The organism is Streptomyces sp. NPDC093071 (genome assembly GCF_044754545.1).
Classification (GTDB): Bacteria; Actinomycetota; Actinomycetes; order Streptomycetales; family Streptomycetaceae; genus Streptomyces.
The window spans coordinates 1,348,970-1,367,627 of the sequence record NZ_JBIVPH010000001.1; the positions used below are offsets into that span (position 1 = coordinate 1,348,970).

The window sequence follows — 18,658 nt, forward strand, 5'->3', positions numbered from 1 at the left end:
GCCCCGACGCCCGTCACGAAGCAAGGGATCCGCCGCCATGACCCGCACTCCCGAGACCCTCCGTACCGTCGACGCCTTCTTCGAGCGCTTCGGCGCCGGGGACCTGCCCGGTCTGCTCGAACTCTTCGCGGACACCGTCGACTTCGACGTCCCCGGCTCCCCCGACGTCCCCTGGACCGGCGCCCGTTCGGGCCGCGACGAGATCGCCGGGTTCTTCACCGTCCTGGGCACCGCCCTCACCCCGCCCGAGGAGTTCACGGTCACCGCCACCGTCGTCGACGGCGTCCACGCGGTCGTCACCGGGCGCAGCCGCTTCGGCGTCGTCGCCACCGGGAAGACGTTCTCCAACCCCTTCGCCCTGCACTTCACCGTCGTCGACGGAAAGATCACGGGCTACCACATGCACGAGGACAGCCACGCCATCGCCGCCGCCTTCGCGGCCTGAGACCGCCCGGGGAGCCGCCGGGGCCGCCGCGCCGGTCAGGGTTTCGGCGGTCCCGTACGGCCGCCCCCGGCGATCGGGCCCGGAGCCGCACCGCGCCCCTTCTTCGCGGCCTCCCCGCACCCCGCGGTTTTCCGCAGGGCGGCCGGGCGGGAAGCCCCGTACCGGCGCGGAGGCCGGATTCCTAGCGTGGAGGGGTGCCGGGGCGAGGGTCCCCGGAGCCCCGACCGTCGCCCTGGAGCCCCGCCATGCCGATCATCTCCTCCGCCCATTCCACCCCCCTGGCCCTGGCCGGGGAGCCCGCGGGCGGTGTCGCCGGCTGGGCCGCCGGGCTCGTCGACACGCTGGGCGGCCCGGGAGCCGGGCTCGCCATCGCCCTGGAGAACCTCTTCCCGCCGCTGCCCAGCGAGGTCATCCTGCCCCTGACCGGTTTCGCCGCCGGTCAGGGCGTACTGAGCCTGGCGTCGGCGCTGTTCTGGACGACGCTCGGCTCGGTGGCCGGGGCGGTGGCGCTCTACTGGATCGGGGCGCTCTTCGGCCGGGAGCGGATGCACGCGATCTGGGCGAAGCTGCCCCTGGTGAAGGCCTCGGACCTGGTCCGCACCGAGGAGTGGTTCGCCCGGCACGGCACCAAGGCCGTCCTGCTCGGCCGGATGGTGCCGATCTTCCGCAGTCTGATCTCGGTGCCCGCGGGCGTCGAGCGGATGCCGCTGCCGCTCTTCGTCGCGCTCACCACGCTCGGCAGCCTCGTCTGGAACGGGATCCTCGTGATGGCCGGTTACTGGCTGGGCGACCGGTGGGACCTCGTGGAGGGGTACGTCGGCGTCCTGTCCAAGGCCGTCCTGGTCCTCGCCCTGGTCGCCGTCGCGGCGTACGTGGCGGTCCGGCTGCGCGGACGCGGGGCCCGGCACCGGCGCGCCTCGTGACCCCGGGCCCCCGGGCCCCCGCCCGTCCGGTACGGCTCCGCTTCCCGTACGGCCCCGGCGATCTTGTCCGGCCCGTACGGCTCCACTAGTCTCGGTCCGCGCGCAAGGGGGTTCGGTGCAGGGGGACTTGGCAGGTGCCGCGCCCGGACGGCCGTCCACGGGCACCGGCCGGGACGGGTCCGGAAAGCCGGCGGGGGACGCCGGCGGGGACCGGGCCGTCGTCCGCACGTCCCTGCCGTCGCGCGCCCTGGGAACCCTCCTCGGCTGCGCGACCGCCCTGGCCGGCGCCGTCCACCTCCTCGTCGCCGGCGCGGTCCTCGGCCCGTTCCTGCTCCGGCCGCGCACCCGGCCCGGCGCCCTGGAGCTCCTGGCGGCCGGCGCCCGGCGGCTGACCGCCCTCGAACGGGCCCGCCGCTCCGTCTTCTTCGGCGACCGCTTCCCGGAGCACTACGAGGCGTCCGACCGGAAGGTCCTGCGCCACCTGGCGGTCCGCGTCGGCACGGGACTGCTCTGCGGGGTGGTCGTCGGCCTGCTCGGCTTCGGCACGGTCCTGGCCGGTCTCCTGGCCGCCGGAGCGGTCCGGGGCACCCTGGGCTGGGACGAACTGCTCGGCCAGGCCCTGCTCGGCGGCGTGCTGCTCTTCCTCGACGTCCAGGGCCTGTACTCGCTGGCCGCGCTCGACGCCCGTACCGCCCGCGCGTTCTTCGGCCCCTCCGAGGGGGAACTGCTCCGGCGACGGATCGACGAGCTCGCCGCCAGCCGGGCCGCGGTCGTCGAGGCCGTGGACGCCGAACGGCGGCGCATCGAGCGCGACCTGCACGACGGGATCCAGCAGCGGCTGGTGGCGCTCGCCGTGCTGATCGGCCGGGCCCGCCGGGGCCGCGACCCCGAGCGGGCCGAGGCGCTGCTGCTCCAGGCGCACGAGGAGTCCCGGGGCGTCCTGGCCGAACTGCGCGAGGTGGCCTGGCGGGTGTACCCGTCGGCGCTGGACGGCCTCGGGCTGGAGGAGGCGCTCGGCGGGGTCGCCGAGCGGTGCCCCCTTCCGCTGCGGATCCGGTTCGGGGTCGGCGCCCCGCTGCCCCGGCCGGTGGAGACCGCCGCCTACTTCGTGGTGTCGGAGTGCGTGACGAACGCCGCCAAGCACTCCTCGGCGTCCGCGGTCTCGGTGACGGTGGCGCTCGACGGGCCCCGGCTCACCGTCCGGATCGAGGACGACGGCACGGGCGGCGCGGACGCGACCGGCGGAGGGCTCACGGGCCTGCGGAGCCGGGTGGCCGCGCTCGACGGCGTCCTGCGCGTCCACAGCCCCCTCGGGGGACCGACCACCGTCACCGCGGAGCTGCCGTGCGCCTGATCCTGGCCGAGGACTCGACCCTGCTGCGCGAGGGCCTGGTCCGCCTGCTCGTCGAGGAGGGCCACGAGGTCCTCGCGGCGTTCGGTGACGCCACGACGCTGGTCGAGGAGGTCGGGAGACGGCGGCCGGACGTCGTCGTCGTGGACGTCCGGATGCCCCCGACGCACACCGACGAGGGGCTGCGGGCGGCCGTCGCGATCCGGGAGCGGTGGCCCGGGACCGGCGTGCTCGTCCTCTCGCAGTACGTCGAGCGCGCCTACACGGCCGAGCTCCTCGCGACGGGCGCCGAGCGGGTCGGCTACCTCCTGAAGGACCGGGTGGCGCAGGTCGAGGAGTTCCTCGACGCCCTGGACCGGATCCACGCCGGCGGGGCGGCGATCGATCCGGAGGTCGTACGGCGGCTGGTCGTACGGACCACGCGCGTCGATCCGCTGGCGCGGCTCACGCCCCGGGAGCGGACGGTCCTGGAGGCGCTCGCCCAGGGGCACACGAACACGGCCATCGGGCGGAAGCTGCACCTCTCGCTGAGTTCGGTGGAGAAGCACCTCAACTCCGTCTTCGACAAGCTGGAACTGGACCGCGCGAACGGCTACAGCCGGCGGATCCTGGCGGTGCTCCGTTACCTGGAGTCGTAGGCCGGAGGCGCGGGGGTCCAGGTCGGCGCGGCGGCCGGTTGCGCGCGGCGACGCGGCGCTCGTGGGCGGCCGGTTCCCCGGGAGCGGCCTGCGGGGCGATCGACGGGACCGGCTCCGCGCCGGTGAGCGCCGCGCGGCCGTCCTCTTCCCGTAGGCGCGGTGGGCTTCCGCGAGACCCGGCCGGTCCTCACGATGACGACGTCGAGGTCTCGCCGGCGGCTCTCGCGGCTCGCTTCCGCCCCTTCCGGGACGGCGTGCGCCGGAGCAGGCCGGTGGCCGCGAGGACCGCCGCCGCGCCCAGCCACACGGGCGGGCCGAGCGGCTCGCGCAGCACCACGGCACCGAGCAGTACGGCCACGGCGGTCATCAGATAGGTGACGGTGGAGGCGACCGCGGCCCCGTCCCTGACGATCAGCTCGAAGTTGAGCAGCGCGGCGAAGCCGGTGCAGAGCACGCCGAGGACGAGGACCGAGACCACCGAGTCGGTGCGCCAGGTGACGCTCCGGAGGCCAAGGAACGGGAAGACGGCCAGGAGGAGCGCGGTGGCGGCGGCGAGCTGGCCGCCCGCGAGCACCAGCGGCGGAATGCCCGTCCCCGCCAGGAACCTGCCCGTATACGCGAAGCCGGCGCCGAAGCTGATCGAGCCGAGGACGAAGCAGAGGACGCTCCAACCGGTCCCGGTCTGGGCCGAGTTCCACGGGGAGGCGATGAGTGCGGTGCCGCCGAGCCCGAGCAGCACCCCGCCCGCCCTCGCGCCGGAGACCCGCTTCTCGCCGCCGAGCAGGAGCCCGGCCGCCAGGGTCCAGATCGGGGCGCTGCCGTTGACGACGGCGGCGACGCCGCTGGAGCCGTGCGCCTCCCCCTCGGCGTACAGGGTCCAGGGGATCGCGTTGCCGAGGAGCGCGGCCACGGTCAGATGGCCCCAGACGGCCTTCTCCCTCGGCGGCCGGAGCCCTCGGGCGTATCCGATGGCCAGGAGGACGGCGGCGCCGAGGGCGAGCCGGACCAGGACCATCTGCACGGGCGAGAAGCCGTACCCGGCGATCTTGATCCACAGGAAGACGGAGCCCCAGACGAGGCTCAGCGCGGCCAGCCGTGCGTATGTGGCCATGGGCATGGGTGTTTCCCGCTCTCCGGAAGGGCTCGGCAGGGGACGAGACGGAAGGAAAAAGGAAGGAGGAAGGAGGAGGACGCGCGGAACGGTCCGGGGTACGGCGACGAGCCTCGCACCGGCGGGCGGGCGGATCCAGCAACGGCTGCTGGACGGTACCTTCCACGAACCGTGGAGGGTCGGCGGTGCACCGGGAGCCGGTCAGGCGGTGACGGCCGCCCCGGCGACGGCGCGCAGCGCGTCCAGGACGGCGACGATCCCCGGAGAGGTCTGGCTGCCCTCCCGTACGGCCGCGAAGACCGTGCGGGAGGGGGCCCGCTCGGTGAACGCGCGGACCGTCACCTCGGGGCGCGGGGCGGGCCCGGCCATGCGCGGGACGAGCGCGACCCCGAGGCCGAGCCGTACCGCCGCGAGGGTGGCGTCCCAGTCGCCGATGGCGTGGGAGGCCCGGGGGGTGAAGCCGGCGGCCGTGCACGCGGCCACGCCGATGTCGTGGCACAGGCCGGTGGTGGCGAAGATCCAGGTCTCCTCGGCGAGGTCGGCGAGGAGCAGCCGGGGGCTTGCGAGGAGCCGGTGGCCCTCGGGGAGGGCGACGTCGAAGGGGTCCTCGCAGAGCGGGACCCGGTGGAACCGGGCGTCGTCGCCCGCCGGGCCCGGGTGCCGGACGGTGTCGGCGGAGATGACGACGTCGGTCTCGCCCCGGTGGAGCAGGGCGAAGCTCTCCGGCGGGTCGACCTCGGCCAGCGAGGTGCGCAGCAGCGGGCGGGTCTCCCGCAGCCGGGCCACGGCGGGCAGGACGAGCGCCGAGAGGGTGGTGGAGAAGCCGGCCACGGCCACCTCGCCGTGCTCGCCGCTCCGGTGCGCGGCGAGCTCCGCGCGCATCCGTTCGACCTGGGCGAAGACGGCTTCGGCGTGCCGGAGCACGATCCGCGCCGCGCCCGTGAGCCGCAGCCGGCGCCCGGCGGGTTCGGTGAGCGGGACGCCCAACTCCCGTGCCAGGGAGCCGATCTGCTGCGAGACGGCCTGCGGGGTGAGGTGGAGCGCCCGGGCGGCCGCGCTGACGGTGCCGCGCTCGCCGAGTTCCCTCAGCACGCGGAGCTTCCGCAGATCCGGATCGGCCACGCCCCGTTTCCCCCTCCCCCGGGACGCCGCGCCGGGCGCCCCCGGCCATCGTACGCAGCCGCTCCTCTCGCATGGCGGCTCGTCACGTACGGTTCATCGCCGTACCGTTCCGGTGTCCACGTCGACGCCCTCCTCCACGATTCGGCGAAGCATCGGCAGCCCCGTACGAGGGGGCCCTCGGGACGCTGTCGGCCGGCCCTCCGGCGGTACGCCGCCTCACCCCGCCGCCTCACCGCCGCCTCACCGTCGCGGCGGGGTGAGGCGGGGCGGGGACGGACGGGACCGGTGCGTTCGGAAGGGGACGCCAGGGGCGGACAGGGGACTGTCCTCAAGATCACCGAACGCCTTCCGACGCTAACCGCCGGGGCGGCACCGCCCCGGGAGGACACACGGCGCGGCCCGCGCCGCCGGGGGCGCTCACCGCTTCGGCGGAGCGCACTCCGGGCCCGGGGGCACGGGGCGGCCCCGTCGTCCCTGGCCAGGAGCGGCGGTGGGCTGGCAGGATCGGCCCCATGTTCACCTCCCTGTCCCGTGCCGCCCGCCGCCGTGTCCTGGCGGTCGCGGCCGCGCTGCTCGCGGTGTGCGGGACGCTGGTGTGGTGGCTGGTCCCCTTCGGCCCTTCCGCCCCCAGCGGCTCGGTCACGTTCAGTACGGGCGTCCCCACCGGCGTGTACCAGCGGTACGGGAAGCTCCTCCAGCAGGCCCTGGCCCAGGACCTGCCCGAGGTGTCGATAAGGCTCACGGACAGCGAGGGCTCCCAGCAGAACCTGGCCCGGGTGGCGTCGGGCAAGGCGGACTTCACCATCGCCACGGCCGACGCGGTGGCCCAGTACCAGCGCGAGCGCAGGCCCGGTTTCGAGCGGCTGCGCGGCTGCGCCCGGTTGTACGACGACTACGTACAGCTCGTGGTCCGCAAGGGCTCGTCGCTGCAGCGGGTGGAGGACCTGAAGGGCCTGCGGGTCGGCGTGGGCCAGGACGGCTCGGGCGTGCGGCTGATAGCGGACCGGGTCCTCGCGGCGGCGGGCCTGGCCCCCGTACGGGACGTGAAGGCGGTCTCGGCGGGCATCGACACCATGCCGGGGCTCCTGGAGCGCGGCGAGCTGGACGCCTTCTTCTGGTCGGGCGGGCTGCCGACCGAGGCGGTGCAGAAGCTGGCCGACCGCGCCTCGGTCCGGCTGATCCCGCTGGACGGAAAGCTGGTCGACCAGCTGCACGACGTCGGCGAGTCGACCCGCCACTACCGTTCGGCGGTGATCCCGGCCGACGCGTACGCGAAGGCGCAGGACGGGCAGCGGGTCGAGACCCTGGCCGTGGCGAACCTCCTGGTCACCACGGAGGAGGCCGACGCGGACCTGGTGGAGGGCTTCACCCGTACGGTGATCAGGAGCAGGGACGGCATCGGCCGCCAGGTCCACCCGGCCCAGCTGGTGGACCTGCGCACCGCCGTCTACACGGACCCCCTGGAACTCCACGAGGGCGCCCGCCGCTACTACCGCTCGGTGAAGCCCTGACCCTGTGGTTCCGCCGGGGCGTGTCGGGGGACGGTGACCGTCACCCGCAGGCCGTGCGGTTCGTTCGGCGCGAAGGCCACCCCGCCCCCGCCCGCCGTCAGCAGGACGCGCGCGATGGAGAGGCCGAGGCCGGAGCCCTTGACGTTCTGGTGGCGGCCCGCGCGCCAGAAGCGGTCCCCGACCCGGCCGAGCTCCTCCTCCGTGAGGCCCGGCCCGTGGTCGGCGACGACGACGGCGACGGCCGTCCCGTCCGGGACGATCCCGACCGTGACCGCGACCCGCTCCCCGGCCGGGGTGAACTTCAGCGCGTTGTCGACGACCGCGTCGAGGGCGCTGGAGAGGGTCACCGGGTCCGCCCAGGCCGTGACCGCCCCGCACTCCCCCTCCAGGACGACCCCCTTGTCCTCGGCGACCGGCCGCCAGGACGCGACCCGCTCGGCGGTGAGCGCGCCGACGTCGGTGAGCCTCAGCTCGGCCGCCGCGTGCTCGGCGAGCGCCAGGTCGAGGAGGTCGTCGAGGACCCGGGCGAGGCGCTTGCCCTCGGTCCGTACGGAGGCGATCTCCTCGTTCCCCTCGGGCAGCTCCAGGGCGAGCAGCTCGATCCGCAGGAGCAGTGCGGCGAGCGGGTTGCGCAGCTGGTGGGAGGCGTCGGCGACGAAGGCCCGCTGCTGTTCGAGCACCTCCTCGACGTTGTCGGCCATCTCGTTGAAGGAGCGCGCGAGGCGCCGCAGCTCGGGCGGGCCCCCGGTGGCGGCGACCCGGGAGTTCATCCGGCCGGTGGCGATGTCGTGGGTGACGGCGTCGAGGACGCGGACCGGCCGCAGCACCCAGCCGGTGAGCCGGAAGGCGGCGCCGACGGCGAGCAGCATCGCGGCGGCCTCGCCCGCGAAGATCAGCAGCCAGCCGCGCAGGATGCGGGAGCGGAGCTGGCCGGTGGGCGAGTCGGTGACGACGACGGCGACGACGTCCCCGTCGCGGACGACCGGGGAGGCGATGGTGAGCCGCGCGTGGGGCTGCCAGGGCCACACCTGGGGCGGGTCGTGGCTGCGGCGCCCGAGCAGCGCCTCGTTGAAGGCGCGCCTGCCCTCGCCCTCGTACGGGACGACCCAGTCCTCGGGGGCGGCGGCCATGGCGCGGTTGTCGCGGTAGAAGATCCCGGCCCGGATGCCGTACACGTCGTGGTAGCTGGCGAGTTCGCCGCTGAGCACGGCGCCCCGCTCGTCGTTGCCGAAGCTGCGCTCGTCGACGAACTGGGCGAGGGCGGCGAAGCGGGCGGCGTCGTCGAGCCGGTCGACGACGACCCGCTGCTGTTCGGAGGCGGCGAGGCTGGCGGCGAGCGGGAAGCCCAGGGCGAGCAGGACGCCGGCCATGAGGACGATGAGCAGCGGAAGGAGTCGGGTGCGCACGGAGGGACCGCCGGACGGTTACGCGGCGGGGGCGACCAGGCGGTAGCCGACGCCCCGCACGGTCTCGATCAGGGCGGGCATCCGCAGCTTGGAGCGCAGGGAGGCCACGTGCACCTCCAGGGTGCGTCCGGTCCCCTCCCAACTGGTGTGCCAGACCTCGCTGATGATCTGCTCGCGGCGGAAGACGACGCCGGGCCGCTGGGCGAGGAGGGCGAGCAGGTCGAACTCCTTGCGGGTCAGCTGGACGCTCTCGCCCTCGACGCTGACCCGGCGGGTGGGCAGCTCGATGGTGACGGAGCCGAGCCGCAGCCGGGTCCCCTCGGCGCTCCCGGCGGCCGCGCCGGTCTCCTCCGGTCCGGTGCTGCGCCGGCTGACGGCGTGGATGCGGGCGAGGAGCTCGCCGGGGTCGTAGGGCTTGACGACGTAGTCGTCGGCGCCGAGGTTGAGCCCGTGGATCCGGGAGCGCACGTCCGCGCGCGCGGTCACCATGATCACCGGGGTGGTGGTGAGTTTCCGGATGCGGCCGCAGACCTGGTAGCCGTCCTGGTCGGGCAGGCCGAGGTCGAGCAGGATCACCCCGTAGGAGGGGCGCTCGCCCTGCGCGGTGGGCAGGACGGCCTGGAGCGCCTCCTCGCCGTTGCGGGCGTGGGTGACGGCGAAGCCGTGCTTCGCGAGGATCGCGGAGAGGGCGGCGGCGACGTGGTCGTCGTCCTCCACGAGCAGCAGTCGCATCCGTACCTCCTCCGTGATCTTCCGTGGTCCCGTCCGCGGTCTCCACGCCGTTCCGGACCGTTCTGGGGGTCGCGCGCGCCGGATACCGGGTCTCTGTGTACCAGGTGGTACCCGAGCATGAACACCGGACATCGGCGTCACAGTCAAGTGTCCCCCCGTTACGTGGGGGTTTCCGTGATGCACCTGGTACGACGACCGGTGCCGACTTCACGCAGTGTGTCCGGTTGCGGCCGGATCGTTATCCTCAATTTCCGCTCAGATGTGATGACGGTCGTCACATCGGGTCTCTAGTGTCCTCCCCAACCGAGGAGGACGGAGCAAGAGGCCGATGAGCGGAGAGTCAGTGTCCAAGGAGCCGAAGGACGCCCTGTCCAAGGGTTCGCAGGACACCCCGCGTGCCGCGGACGACCTGGTCGTACTGTCCGACGTGAACAAGCACTTCGGCGCACTGCATGTCCTCCAGGACATCGATCTGACGATCACCCGCGGCGAGGTCGTGGTCGTCATCGGACCGTCGGGGTCCGGCAAGTCGACGCTGTGCCGCACGATCAACCGGCTGGAGAGCATCGACTCCGGCACCATCACCATCGACGGCAAGCCGCTGCCGCAGGAGGGCAAGGAGCTCGCCCGGCTGCGGTCCGACGTCGGCATGGTGTTCCAGTCGTTCAACCTGTTCTCGCACAAGACGGTGCTCGAGAACGTGATGCTGGGGCAGATCAAGGTCCGCAAGACGGAGAAGAAGGCCGCCGAGGAGAAGGCCCGCGCCCTGCTCGACCGGGTGGGCGTCGGCACGCAGGCCGACAAGTACCCGGCCCAGCTCTCCGGCGGTCAGCAGCAGCGCGTGGCGATCGCCCGCGCGCTCGCGATGGACCCGAAGGTCATGCTCTTCGACGAGCCGACCTCGGCCCTGGACCCGGAGATGATCAACGAGGTCCTGGAGGTCATGCAGCAGCTGGCCCGGGACGGCATGACGATGGTGGTCGTGACCCACGAGATGGGCTTCGCGCGCTCCGCCGCCAACCGCGTCGTCTTCATGGCGGACGGGAAGATCGTCGAACAGGCCTCTCCCGAGGAGTTCTTCAGCAACCCGCGCAGCGATCGCGCCAAGGACTTCCTCTCCAAGATCCTTCACCACTGAGCGAGTTCGGATTTACTCTTCCCAACTCACGCCTAAGCAAGGGACTTTCCTCGATGAAGCTTCGCAACACCTCCGCCGCCGCCGCGGCCGTCGTCCTGCTCGCGCTGACCGCGACGGCCTGTGGTGGCGGGTCCGACTCCGGGAGCAACGGTGACAAGATCACCATCGGCATCAAGTTCGACCAGCCCGGTCTGGGCCTGAAGACCCCGGACGGCACGTACGCCGGCTTCGACGTCGACGTCGCCCGTTACGTGGCCAAGGAGCTCGGCTACGCCGAGGACAAGATCAACTTCAAGCAGGCGCCGAGCGCCGAGCGCGAGAACCTGATCAAGAACGGCGACGTGAAGTTCATCGTCGCCAGCTACTCGATCAACGACAAGCGCAAGAAGGAGGTCGACTTCGCCGGTCCGTACTTCCTGGCCCACCAGGACCTGCTCGTGCGTGCCGACGACAGCTCGATCACCAAGGTCGAGGACCTCAACTCCAAGAAGCTGTGCTCGGTCACGGGCTCGACCTCCGCGCAGAACGTCCGCGACAAGCTCGCGCCCAAGGCCGACCTGCGCCAGCTCGGCGGCTACTCCGAGTGCCTGACCGGCCTGGAGAACAAGCGCGTCGACGCCCTCACCACCGACGACTCCATCCTCGCGGGCTACGCCGCACAGAAGGAGAACCAGGGCAAGTTCAAGCTCGTCGGTCTGCGGATGAGCGACGAGAACTACGGCATCGGCCTCAAGAAGGGCGATGACGAGCTGCGCGGCAAGATCAACAAGGCGCTGGAGAAGATGGTCTCCGACGGCACCTGGAAGAAGCTCGTCGACCAGCACTTCGGCCCCTCCGGCTACAAGTCCGAGCCCGCGCCCAAGGTCGAGGGCTGATCGACCCCGCCTCCGGCGTGACGGCCGCCCCGCACGAGGGCGGCCGTCGCATCGGCACCGGCCGTCGCCTCTGCGGCGGCCTCCACACCGACCGACCACCAGGGGAGAGCGCGGGGCATCGTGTTCGACTTTCTTGATTCCGGGCAGTACGACCTGCTCGGCGCCTTCTGGGTGACGGCGCAACTCGCCCTCTACTCGGCGATCGGCTCGCTGATCTGGGGCACCGCCCTGGCCGCCATGCGGGTCAGCCCGGTCCAGCTCATGCGGTCCTTCGGCACCGCGTACGTCAACTTCGTCCGGAACACCCCGCTGACCGTGGTCATCGTGGCCTGCTCGCTCGTCCTCGACCAGACCCTCGGGATCACGCTCGGCGCCGACGACTCCGAGACGATCGGCTTCCGCCTCGCGGTCCTCGGACTGGTCGCGTACACCGGCACGTTCGTCTGCGAGGCGCTGCGCTCCGGCATCAACACGGTGCCGCCGGGCCAGGCCGAGGCCGCCCGCGCGCTGGGCCTGAGCTTCTTCCAGGTCCTCACCCTCGTGGTGCTCCCGCAGGCCTTCCGCGCCGCGGTGACCCCGCTGGCCAACGTCCTCATCGCCCTCACCAAGAACACCACAGTGGCGGCGGCCATCAGCGCCGCCGAGGCGGCGCTCCTGATGAAGGAGATGATCGAGAACGAGGCCGACGCTCTCTTCGCGGTCTTCGCGGTCTTCGCCTTCGGCTTCATCGTCCTCACCCTCCCCACCGGCCTCGTTCTGGGCTGGGCGGCCAAGCGACTGGCGGTGAAGCGATGAGCTCCGTCCTGTACGACACCCCGGGCCCGCGCGCCAAGCGGCGCAACGTCCTCTACACGGTCGGCTTCCTCGCGGTCCTCGCCGTGCTGGCCTGGTGGGTGCTCTCCGCGCTCGCCGACAAGGGCCAGCTGTCGGCCGACAAGTGGAGCCCGTTCGTCACCGACTCCCGGGTCTGGACGACGTACCTGCTGCCGGGTCTGCTCGAGACCCTCAAGGCCGCCGCGCTCTCCATCCTGATCGCGCTGCCGCTGGGTGCGCTCCTCGGCATCGGCCGGCTCTCGGACCACCGCTGGGTGCGGGTGCCCGTCGGCACGGTCGTGGAGTTCTTCCGCGCCATCCCGGTCCTGCTCCTGATGATGTTCGCGAGCGCCGTGTACGCGCAGTTCACGCCCGTCAGCTCCGACTTCCGCCCGCTGTACGCGGTCGTCACCGGCCTCGTGCTCTACAACGCCTCGGTCATCGCCGAGGTCGTCCGGGCCGGCGTCCTCTCGCTGCCCCGGGGCCAGGGCGACGCGGCCGTCGCGCTCGGGATGCGCAAGGGCCAGACCATGCTGTACGTGCTGCTTCCGCAGGCCGTGACCGTCATGCTCCCGGCCCTGGTCAGCCAGCTCGTCGTGATCGTCAAGGACACCGCGCTCGGCGGCGCCCTGCTCGGCTTCTCCGAGCTGCTCAGCCAGAACCGGCCGATCACGGCCAACTACGGCGCCAACACGATCGCCACCTTCACGGTGATCGCGCTGATCTTCATCGCCCTCAACTTCGCCCTGACCTCCCTCGCGAGCCGCCTCGAACAGCGGCTGCGGCGGGGCCGGAAGACGGCCGGCGTCACCGAGAGCGCGGTCACGAAGACCGGCGAGGCTCCGGCGGAGGCCGTCAGCGGCGCGTGACCCTGCGGGGCCCGGAAGGACGAGGCCCCAAGGGACCCGGAGCGAACGAGAGCGGACGGGGCGGTACCGACACCAGGTCGGCCGCCCCGCCCGCTCTTTCGCGTACGGCGGCGTCGCGGGGCGGATGGCGTCGCGGGGCGGGAAGCCGGGGCCGGGCCGGGGTCGGGCCGGGGCCGGCAGCCCGCGCCCGTTCCTCCCGTACGCCACCCGTCGTGCCCCGGTAACCCGCCTCCACCCCTCCCGTACGACACCGCCCCAAGGGCCCCGTCAGCCCGCCCCGCCCCTCGCGTACGCCCCGTCACGCCTCCGTCCCGCGCCCGGCGGAGCGCCCCCGCCCCGCCGTTCGCGGCACCGACTTGAGGTCGGTCGCACCGCGCCCACCCCGTCGCTTGACGCAAGCACCCTCAGTGGGTTGCATACGGTCTGTGATCAACCACCGGGCCCGTGCCACACTCGACCGTGCTGCCCTCATGACCGTCCGGCCTTCAGGAGCCGCGCCGTGGACCCGGTGATCATCGTGGGCGCGGGGCCGGTCGGTCTCGCGCTCTCCCTCGCGCTCGCCGCGCAGGGCGTGCCCAGCGTCGTCCTCGACGAGGGCCCCGGCAAGGAGGAGCCCCGCCCGGCCCGGAGCGTCGTGCTGCGCGCCGACATGGCCGCGATGGTCGAGCGCCTCGGCTGCACGACCCTCCGTGACGAGGGGGTCCGCTGGGTCGGGTGGCGCGGTATGCGCCGCCGCCAGGTGGTGCGCCACCTGGAGCTCGACCTGGGCCTCGGCGGTACGGAGGAGTGGTCCGAGGACCCCGCCTCGCCCGCCGCCCCGGCGGCCCCGCTGCACATCCCCCAGCACGCCCTGGCCCGTGGCCTGCGCGACGCCGTCGCCCGGCAGAAGCTGATCGAGCTCGTCCCCGAGGCCCGGCTCGACAGCGTCGAGCAGGACCGGGACGGGGTCGTCGCCCACACCCGGGGCCCGGCCGGCACCTGGTGGCGCGGCAGCCACCTCGTGGGCTGCGACGGCGCCCGTTCGACGGTGCGCAAGCTGCTCGGGATCCGCTTCCCCGGCCGTACGGCGGTGGAACGGCACGCCGTCGCCGCGCTGCGCACCGAACTGCCCTGGCCCGGCGAGGCCCTGCTGCACCGTCAGCCGCCGTGGCGCGGCGCCGCCGAGGAGATCGGCGCGCGCCCGCTGCCCGACGGGGTGTGGCGGATCGACTGGCTGCTTCCGCCGCGCGGCGACCTGGTCACCCCGGACGCCCTGATCGCCCGCATCCGGGAGACCCTGGCCGGCTGGTGCGACGGGGTGACGCCCCCGTACGAGCTCATCGACACCGGGGTGCACACGCTGCACCACCGGCTGGCCCGGCGCTGGCGGGTCGGCCGGGTCCTGCTCGCCGGGGACGCGGCGCACCTGCTCGGCGCGGTCGGCACCCAGGGGCTCGACGAGGGTCTGCGGGACGTGGACAACCTCGCCTGGAAGCTCGCCCTCACCTGGCACCACGGCGGCTCGGACCGGCTGCTCGACAGCTACCAGAGCGAGCGGCGGGCGGCCGTGGCCACCCGGCTGCGCGCGGCGGACCAGTCGCTGCCGGTGCTGCGCGGCGGCGGGGGCCTGCGGACGTACCTGCCGGGGGCCGCGCGCGGTCACGACGCGCTGCTGACCGACGGGCACGTGGGGCGCGGGCCGCTGGGCGCGCCCCCCGCGTACCCGCACTCCCCCCTCGCGCCTCCGTACGCCGACGGGCAGATCCCGGTCGGGACCCCGCCGGGCGCGCCCGTCGAGGACGTCCGCGTGACCGCCCCCGACGGCACGACCGTACGGCTCCGCGACCGGCTCGGTCAGGGCCGCCTCCTGGTCCTCCTGATCGCACCCGGCACCGGGGTGTGGGACCGGCGCCACTGGCGGACCGCCGGGGTGATGCCCCGCCTGGAGGAGGCCGTGCGCGCCCTCCCGGTGCGGTCCGAGGTCCTGGTGTCGGAGTCCTACCCGGGGGCACCGGCTCACGCCGTCCTCCTCGTACGGCCCGACGGGCACCTCGTCGCGGCGTTCTCCGGGGTGCGCCCCGAGGAGCTGTACGCGGCGGCGGACGCGGTCCGCGGCGGCCCCCTCACCGACCGGGAACCCGCCGAGTTGGCCTCCGGAAAGTCCTCCGGAGCGCCCTCCGAGGCGCCCGCGGAGAGTGACCGCACGGCGGACATGCATTGATTCCGCCGGGGACGCGTGGTGTACTCCGGAGCGTGACCGACACCGATGTGCGCCTGTGGCGGAGGGTCCACATGGACCTGCTCCGCTACGCGGGCTGCGTGTGTCGCCCGTCCTGCTGATCTCGCCCCTGCCCCGCGCGCGCCCCCGCCGCCCCCTTTCCGCGTCCGCCGACGCGGGTCCGTGTGTGCCGTGTGCCGTCGCGCGCTCTTCGCGAACCCACAGGACGGTCACCCGTGTCCCAGCACGCCACCTCACTTCCACCCACCGCCCCGGCCCCGGCCGTTCCGCCTGCTCCCCCTGCTCCGGCGGCTCTGACAGCTCCGACGGCTCCGACGGCGACCGAGCTGCTGGACTTCGTCCGGCGCACGGCCGCCGACCGGGAACTGATCGCCTCCCTGCCGCTCGACCCCGAGGGCCGTACCTGGGTACGGCTCGACGGCCCCGGCGGCAGCGAGGCCTGGCTCATCGGCTGGCCGCCCGGCACCGGGACCGGCTGGCACGACCACGCCGAGTCGCAGGGCGCCTTCGCGACCGCGCGCGGAACGCTGACCGAGAACGCGCTCGCGGTCCGGCTGCCGGCGAGCGGCTGGAAGACCCTGGAACTGGCCGACGGGGTCGACCGCTCCCGGCGTCTGGGAGAGGGCACGGGCCGGGCCTTCGGCCGCCACCACGTGCACGAGGTGTTCAACGACTCCCCGGACACCCACGCGGTGTCGGTGCACGCCTACTATCCGCCGCTCCCGCTGATCCGGCGCTTCAGCCGCACGGGCGCGGTGCTGCGTCTCGAACAGGTCGAGCGGCCGGAGGACTGGCAGTGAGCGTCGAGGAGCGGGAGGACCGGGTGACAGAGCGAGTGGCGGATCAGGTGGCGGATCAGGTGGCGGGTCGGGTGGGCATCGACGAGCTTCTGGAGCGGGTCAGGTCGGGCCTCGACCGCATCGAGCCCCGGGCCGCCTACGAGGCGTATGAGGCGGGTGACGCGCTCCTGGTGGACACGCGCTACGCGGCCCTGCGCGAGCGGGACGGGCTGATCCCGGGCGCCCTGATCGTGGAGCGCAACGAGCTGGAATGGCGGCTGGACCCCCTGGGCAGCCACCGCGCGGCGGAGGCCGACAGCCACGACCTGCGGGTGGTGGTCCTCTGCAACGAGGGCTACGCCTCCTCCCTCGCGGCCGAGTCCCTGCGCCGCCTGGGCCTGCACCGGGCGACGGACCTCATCGGCGGCTTCCAGGCCTGGAAGGCGGCCGGTCTCCCGGTCCTCCTCCCGGCGGCCCGGACCTGACGCGGACGGCCGGGGCCTCCCCCGGCCCTACCGCCCGAACCGGACGAACCCCTCTGCCCCGTCACACTAGAAGCTTCCCCGTACCGGAAGCTCCTCCGCGCCGAAAACCCGTCCTCGCCAGAAACCCGTCCCTGCCAGAAGCTCCCCTGTCCTGAAAGGCTCCCCCGTAGCGCAAGATCTCCGCATTGCAAGACACCGACCTCAGCAGACCCCCGTCTCAACAGACCCCGGTGTCATGAAGCCTCCGCCTCAGAAGGCCCCGTCTCAGAAGGCCCCGGTAGCAGCAGCCCCCTCTCAGAAGGACTCGTCCAGCCCCTCCGTGTCCTCGCCCTCCGCCTCCAGCGCCTGGCGGACGACGCGGAGGGCCATGCCCTCGGGGTAGCCCTTGCGGGCGAGCATCCCTGCGAGCCGCCGCAGCCGCCGGTCGCGCTCCAGGCCGCGGGTGGCACGGAGCTTGCGGGCCACGAGCTCGCGTGCCGTGGCCTCCTCCCGCTCGGAGTCGAGCTGGTCCACCGCCTCCTGGATGAGGGTGGGCTCGACGCCCTTGGTCCGCAGCTCCCGGGCGAGGGCGCGGCGGGCGAGGCCCCGGCCGTGGTGGCGGGACTCCACCCAGGCCCCCGCGAAGGCGGCGTCGTCGATGAGCCCGACGTCCTCGAAGCGGGAGAGGACCTCCTCCGCCACCTCGTCGGGGATCTCCCGCTTGCGCAGCGCGTCGGCCAGTTGCTTGCGCGTGCGAGGGGTCCCGGTGAGCAGGCGCAGGCAGATCGCGCGCGCCCGCTCAGCCGGATCCTGGGGTGACAGCTCCTTCTCGGCCCTCGACGAGTCGGGGCTGTCACCCGGCCATTCGGTGCGACCGGTCACCGGTTCAGCTCTTGACCGCGGTGGCCTTGGTCGCCTTCGCGGTCTTGGCCGCGGGGGCCGGGACGCTCTTGGCGGCGTCGTCCGCGGCAGCCGGGTCGGTGGCGGCCGCGTCCGCGCCCGGCTCGGCCGACAGGGCCTCGGGACGGACGCCGACGCCCAGCTTCTCCTTGATCTTCTTCTCGATCTCGTTGGCGAGGTCGGGGTTGTCCTTCAGGAAGTTGCGGGCGTTCTCCTTGCCCTGGCCGAGCTGGTCGCCCTCGTAGGTGTACCAGGCACCCGCCTTGCGGACGAAGCCGTGCTCCACGCCCATGTCGATCAGGCCGCCCTCGCGGCTGATGCCCTGGCCGTAGAGGATGTCGAACTCCGCCTGCTTGAAGGGGGGCGCGACCTTGTTCTTGACGACCTTGACGCGGGTGCGGTTGCCCACCGCGTCCGTGCCGTCCTTGAGGGTCTCGATGCGGCGGATGTCGAGGCGCACCGAGGCGTAGAACTTGAGGGCGCGGCCACCGGTCGTGGTCTCCGGCGAGCCGAACATCACGCCGATCTTCTCGCGGAGCTGGTTGATGAAGATCGCGGTGGTCTTGGACTGGTTGAGCGCGCTGGTGATCTTCCGGAGGGCCTGGCTCATCAGGCGGGCCTGGAGGCCCACGTGCGAGTCGCCCATCTCGCCCTCGATCTCTGCGCGCGGGACGAGCGCGGCGACGGAGTCGATGACGATCAGGTCGAGGGCGCCGGAGCGGACCAGCATGTCGACGATCTCGAGGGCCTGCTCGCCGTTGTCCGGCTGGGACAGGATGAGGTTGTCGATGTCGACGCCGAGCTTCTTGGCGTACTCGGGGTCGAGGGCGTGCTCGGCGTCGACGAAGGCGACCTGGCCGCCGGCCTTCTGCGCGTTGGCGACGGCGTGCAGGGTCAGGGTCGTCTTGCCGGAGGACTCCGGTCCGTAGATCTCCACGACACGGCCGCGCGGCAGTCCGCCGACGCCGAGGGCGACGTCCAGGGCGGTCGAGCCGGTGGAGATCACCTCGATCGGCTCCTGGGTGCGGTCGCCCATGCGCATCACGGCGCCCTTGCCGAATTGGCGTTCAATCTGTGCGAGCGCGGCGTCGAGCGCCTTCTCGCGGTCGGTTCCTGCCATGGGTTCCACCCGGTTTGCTTGAGTCGATCGCTTCATGTGAAAGACGCTAACCCCTGCCACTGACAATGGGCCCCGGCGTCCCGCCCGACCTGTGGACAACTCCGCGACAACCCCGCGTTTCCAAGGGCCGGAACTCCATCAGAATGGATGTTCGATTTCAGTGTCAAGCGCGCCACGCGGACCCGGGCCGTCCCGCCGGGGCCCCCGCAGTGGCCGCGCCCGGCTCTCCCTGGAGGCAGAAGG

19 protein-coding genes are annotated in these 18,658 nt (G+C 73.3%); 13 read left to right on the forward strand and 6 right to left on the reverse strand.

What is annotated here, in order from left to right:
- Positions 1–37 precede the first annotated feature (37 nt).
- From ACIQD7_RS05610 to ACIQD7_RS05625, 4 genes are all read left to right on the forward strand, one after another.
- The gene (locus tag ACIQD7_RS05610; protein WP_402439587.1) at positions 38–445 is read left to right on the forward strand and encodes a nuclear transport factor 2 family protein; all 408 of its coding nucleotides are present in this window, start codon (positions 38–40) and stop codon (positions 443–445) included.
- Positions 446–690: 245 nt separating this feature from the next.
- Entirely contained in the window at positions 691–1,368 is a 678-nt protein-coding gene (locus ACIQD7_RS05615) for a DedA family protein (protein ID WP_402439589.1), read from the forward strand.
- A gap of 115 nt (positions 1,369–1,483) precedes the next feature.
- Positions 1,484–2,722, forward strand: a complete 1,239-nt coding sequence (locus ACIQD7_RS05620) for a sensor histidine kinase (RefSeq protein ID WP_402439591.1) — start codon at positions 1,484–1,486, stop codon at positions 2,720–2,722.
- Positions 2,713–3,357 (forward strand): response regulator, encoded by a 645-nt coding sequence (locus ACIQD7_RS05625; protein WP_390757181.1) that lies wholly within the window; start codon positions 2,713–2,715, stop codon positions 3,355–3,357. The genes ACIQD7_RS05620 and ACIQD7_RS05625 overlap by 10 nt, the downstream gene beginning before the upstream one ends.
- A 187-nt stretch (positions 3,358–3,544) precedes the next feature.
- On the opposite strand, the gene ACIQD7_RS05630 is transcribed toward ACIQD7_RS05625, so the two are convergent.
- Entirely contained in the window at positions 3,545–4,468 is a 924-nt protein-coding gene (locus ACIQD7_RS05630) for a DMT family transporter (protein ID WP_402439593.1), read from the reverse strand.
- Positions 4,469–4,669: 201 nt separating this feature from the next.
- Positions 4,670–5,590: a LysR family transcriptional regulator gene (locus ACIQD7_RS05635; protein ID WP_402439595.1), complete on the reverse strand. Its 921-nt coding sequence runs from the start codon at positions 5,588–5,590 to the stop codon at positions 4,670–4,672.
- A gap of 512 nt (positions 5,591–6,102) precedes the next feature.
- Between ACIQD7_RS05635 and ACIQD7_RS05640 the strand changes: the two genes are divergently transcribed.
- Positions 6,103–7,101: a TAXI family TRAP transporter solute-binding subunit gene (locus ACIQD7_RS05640; protein ID WP_121831072.1), complete on the forward strand. Its 999-nt coding sequence runs from the start codon at positions 6,103–6,105 to the stop codon at positions 7,099–7,101.
- On the opposite strand, the gene ACIQD7_RS05645 is transcribed toward ACIQD7_RS05640, so the two are convergent.
- Positions 7,080–8,507: an ATP-binding protein gene (locus tag ACIQD7_RS05645; protein ID WP_402439598.1), complete on the reverse strand. Its 1,428-nt coding sequence runs from the start codon at positions 8,505–8,507 to the stop codon at positions 7,080–7,082. The genes ACIQD7_RS05640 and ACIQD7_RS05645 overlap by 22 nt on opposite strands.
- Positions 8,508–8,525: 18 nt before the next feature.
- On the reverse strand, positions 8,526–9,239 hold the full coding sequence (locus tag ACIQD7_RS05650; protein ID WP_390757183.1) for a response regulator transcription factor: 714 nt from the start codon (positions 9,237–9,239) through the stop codon (positions 8,526–8,528).
- A gap of 328 nt (positions 9,240–9,567) precedes the next feature.
- Here ACIQD7_RS05650 and ACIQD7_RS05655 point away from each other — a divergent pair, with 328 nt between their 5' ends.
- The 8 genes from ACIQD7_RS05655 (at position 9,568) to ACIQD7_RS05690 (ending at position 16,416) form a co-directional block, all read left to right on the forward strand.
- Complete coding sequence (locus ACIQD7_RS05655) at positions 9,568–10,377, forward strand: amino acid ABC transporter ATP-binding protein (RefSeq protein WP_383402764.1); 810 nt, start codon at positions 9,568–9,570, stop codon at positions 10,375–10,377.
- A gap of 53 nt (positions 10,378–10,430) precedes the next feature.
- Positions 10,431–11,252: a glutamate ABC transporter substrate-binding protein gene (locus tag ACIQD7_RS05660; RefSeq protein WP_402439601.1), complete on the forward strand. Its 822-nt coding sequence runs from the start codon at positions 10,431–10,433 to the stop codon at positions 11,250–11,252.
- A gap of 120 nt (positions 11,253–11,372) precedes the next feature.
- Complete coding sequence (locus ACIQD7_RS05665) at positions 11,373–12,047, forward strand: amino acid ABC transporter permease (protein ID WP_390757185.1); 675 nt, start codon at positions 11,373–11,375, stop codon at positions 12,045–12,047.
- Entirely contained in the window at positions 12,044–12,934 is an 891-nt protein-coding gene (locus ACIQD7_RS05670; RefSeq protein WP_390757186.1) for an amino acid ABC transporter permease, read from the forward strand. Before ACIQD7_RS05665 ends, ACIQD7_RS05670 begins: the two co-directional genes overlap by 4 nt.
- A gap of 499 nt (positions 12,935–13,433) precedes the next feature.
- Entirely contained in the window at positions 13,434–15,134 is a 1,701-nt protein-coding gene (locus ACIQD7_RS05675) for an FAD-dependent monooxygenase (RefSeq protein WP_402439604.1), read from the forward strand.
- A gap of 47 nt (positions 15,135–15,181) precedes the next feature.
- Positions 15,182–15,253: a putative leader peptide gene (locus ACIQD7_RS05680; RefSeq protein ID WP_310851512.1), complete on the forward strand. Its 72-nt coding sequence runs from the start codon at positions 15,182–15,184 to the stop codon at positions 15,251–15,253.
- Between the two features lie 114 nt (positions 15,254–15,367).
- On the forward strand, positions 15,368–15,952 hold the full coding sequence (locus ACIQD7_RS05685) for a cysteine dioxygenase (protein WP_402439606.1): 585 nt from the start codon (positions 15,368–15,370) through the stop codon (positions 15,950–15,952).
- A gap of 23 nt (positions 15,953–15,975) precedes the next feature.
- On the forward strand, positions 15,976–16,416 hold the full coding sequence (locus ACIQD7_RS05690; RefSeq protein WP_402439608.1) for a rhodanese-like domain-containing protein: 441 nt from the start codon (positions 15,976–15,978) through the stop codon (positions 16,414–16,416).
- A gap of 294 nt (positions 16,417–16,710) precedes the next feature.
- Here ACIQD7_RS05690 and recX read toward each other — a convergent pair whose 3' ends face one another.
- Positions 16,711–17,277, reverse strand: coding sequence for a recombination regulator RecX (recX, locus tag ACIQD7_RS05695; protein WP_121831080.1), 567 nt, complete (start codon positions 17,275–17,277; stop codon positions 16,711–16,713).
- Positions 17,278–17,281: 4 nt separating this feature from the next.
- Complete coding sequence (recA, locus tag ACIQD7_RS05700; protein WP_121831081.1) at positions 17,282–18,415, reverse strand: recombinase RecA; 1,134 nt, start codon at positions 18,413–18,415, stop codon at positions 17,282–17,284.
- Positions 18,416–18,658 lie beyond the last annotated feature (243 nt).

Excerpts from the sequence above, each read along its gene's own strand:
- ACIQD7_RS05610 (WP_402439587.1), top strand. The coding sequence starts at position 38 with ATGACCCGCACTCCCGAGACCCTCCGTACCGTCGACGCCTTCTTCGAG.
- ACIQD7_RS05615 (WP_402439589.1), top strand. The coding sequence starts at position 691 with ATGCCGATCATCTCCTCCGCCCATTCCACCCCCCTGGCCCTGGCCGGG.
- ACIQD7_RS05630 (WP_402439593.1), bottom strand. The coding sequence starts at position 4,468 with ATGGCCACATACGCACGGCTGGCCGCGCTGAGCCTCGTCTGGGGCTCC.
- ACIQD7_RS05640 (WP_121831072.1), top strand. The coding sequence starts at position 6,103 with ATGTTCACCTCCCTGTCCCGTGCCGCCCGCCGCCGTGTCCTGGCGGTC.
- ACIQD7_RS05650 (WP_390757183.1), bottom strand. The coding sequence starts at position 9,239 with ATGCGACTGCTGCTCGTGGAGGACGACGACCACGTCGCCGCCGCCCTC.
- ACIQD7_RS05655 (WP_383402764.1), top strand. The coding sequence starts at position 9,568 with ATGAGCGGAGAGTCAGTGTCCAAGGAGCCGAAGGACGCCCTGTCCAAG.
- ACIQD7_RS05660 (WP_402439601.1), top strand. The coding sequence starts at position 10,431 with ATGAAGCTTCGCAACACCTCCGCCGCCGCCGCGGCCGTCGTCCTGCTC.
- ACIQD7_RS05670 (WP_390757186.1), top strand. The coding sequence starts at position 12,044 with ATGAGCTCCGTCCTGTACGACACCCCGGGCCCGCGCGCCAAGCGGCGC.
- recA (WP_121831081.1), bottom strand. The coding sequence starts at position 18,415 with ATGGCAGGAACCGACCGCGAGAAGGCGCTCGACGCCGCGCTCGCACAG.